The 1,158-nt window shown below is 58.8% G+C and carries 1 protein-coding gene and 1 pseudogene; one reads left to right on the top strand and one right to left on the bottom strand.

The features are described from left to right. Positions 1-981 (top strand): putative bifunctional diguanylate cyclase/phosphodiesterase (locus tag ACRC1E_RS00730; protein WP_438513194.1); only part of this gene is annotated, 981 nt, incomplete at its 5' end. 30 nt (positions 982-1,011) lie between these two features. On the opposite strand, the pseudogene ACRC1E_RS00725 reads toward ACRC1E_RS00730, so the two are convergent. After that, a pseudogene (locus ACRC1E_RS00725) lies at positions 1,012-1,158 on the bottom strand (gamma-glutamyl-phosphate reductase); the annotation flags it as partial.

The raw sequence follows: 1,158 nt of genomic DNA, 5'->3' as shown, positions 1-1,158 counted from the left end.
GGACACGATATCAGTGTCACTTCATCCATAGGCATCGCGCTGTATCCGCAGGATGGCAGTGACTTTGACACCCTGTTGCGCTGTGCCGATATGGCGATGTATCACGCCAAGCGCGACGGGCGTAACACCTGGCGATGCTTCCGGCCGGAACTGCTGGCCAGAAGTACACGCCATTTGCAGCTGGAAAACGCCTTGCGTCATGCGCAGGAGAGGGGCGAGCTCAGCCTGCATTACCAGCCGCAATATGATATTGCCAGCCGCAAGCTGATCGGACTGGAGGCGCTGCTGCGCTGGCAGCATCCTGAACTGGGCTGGATTTCGCCGGTGGAGTTTATTCCGGTCGCCGAAGAAAGCGGCATGATTATCGCGCTGGGCGACTGGGTACTGCATCAGGCGCTAAGCCAGTTGTGCGACTGGCAGCAGGCCGGCTATTTGCCGGTGCGGGTGGCGGTCAACCTGTCAGCGGCCCAGTTTCAGCAGGCGAACCTGCCGCAGCAGATCGCCGGCTTGCTGGCGGAATATCATCTTCCAGCCCGGCTGCTGGAGTTGGAGCTGACCGAGAGTGTGGCCATGCGCCGGCCGCAAGAAGCAGTTGCAATACTGGATACACTGGAGGCTATGGGGATCAGGGTATCCATCGACGACTTCGGTACCGGTTATTCTTCGCTGAGTTATCTGAAGCGTTTGTCTTTGGAGACACTGAAGATAGACCGCTCTTTTGTGACCGATATGGCGGATGACGCCGACGACCGGGCCATTATTCAGGCCATTATCAGTCTGGCCAGAACGCTGGGCCTGAAGACACTGGCTGAAGGCGTAGAAACAGCCGAACAGCTGCAATGGCTGCAGCAGTACGGCTGCGACAGGGTGCAGGGATATTATTTCAGCCGCCCTTTGCCTGCCGGTGATGTCGTCTCTTTTCTGGCACGGCTTGAGCCGTCGGATGACGGCCTGTTGGCGGACAGTTTTTGCAGTGTCTGAAGCGGGCGCAGTGTTGCGCCCGGCTTGTTCTTAGTTACGGATCTGTCCGTCGCCCAGCACGACCCACTTCTGGCTGGTCAGTCCCAGCAAACCTACCGGCCCGCGGGCATGGATCTTGTCGGTCGAAATGCCGATTTCGGCACCCAGACCATACTCGAAGCCATCGGCAAAGCGGGT

The organism is Craterilacuibacter sp. (assembly GCF_051659485.1).
GTDB lineage: Bacteria > Pseudomonadota > Gammaproteobacteria > Burkholderiales > Chromobacteriaceae > Craterilacuibacter.
Note: the sequence above shows the minus strand (reverse complement) of the source record. Positions and strands in the feature narration are given on the sequence as shown.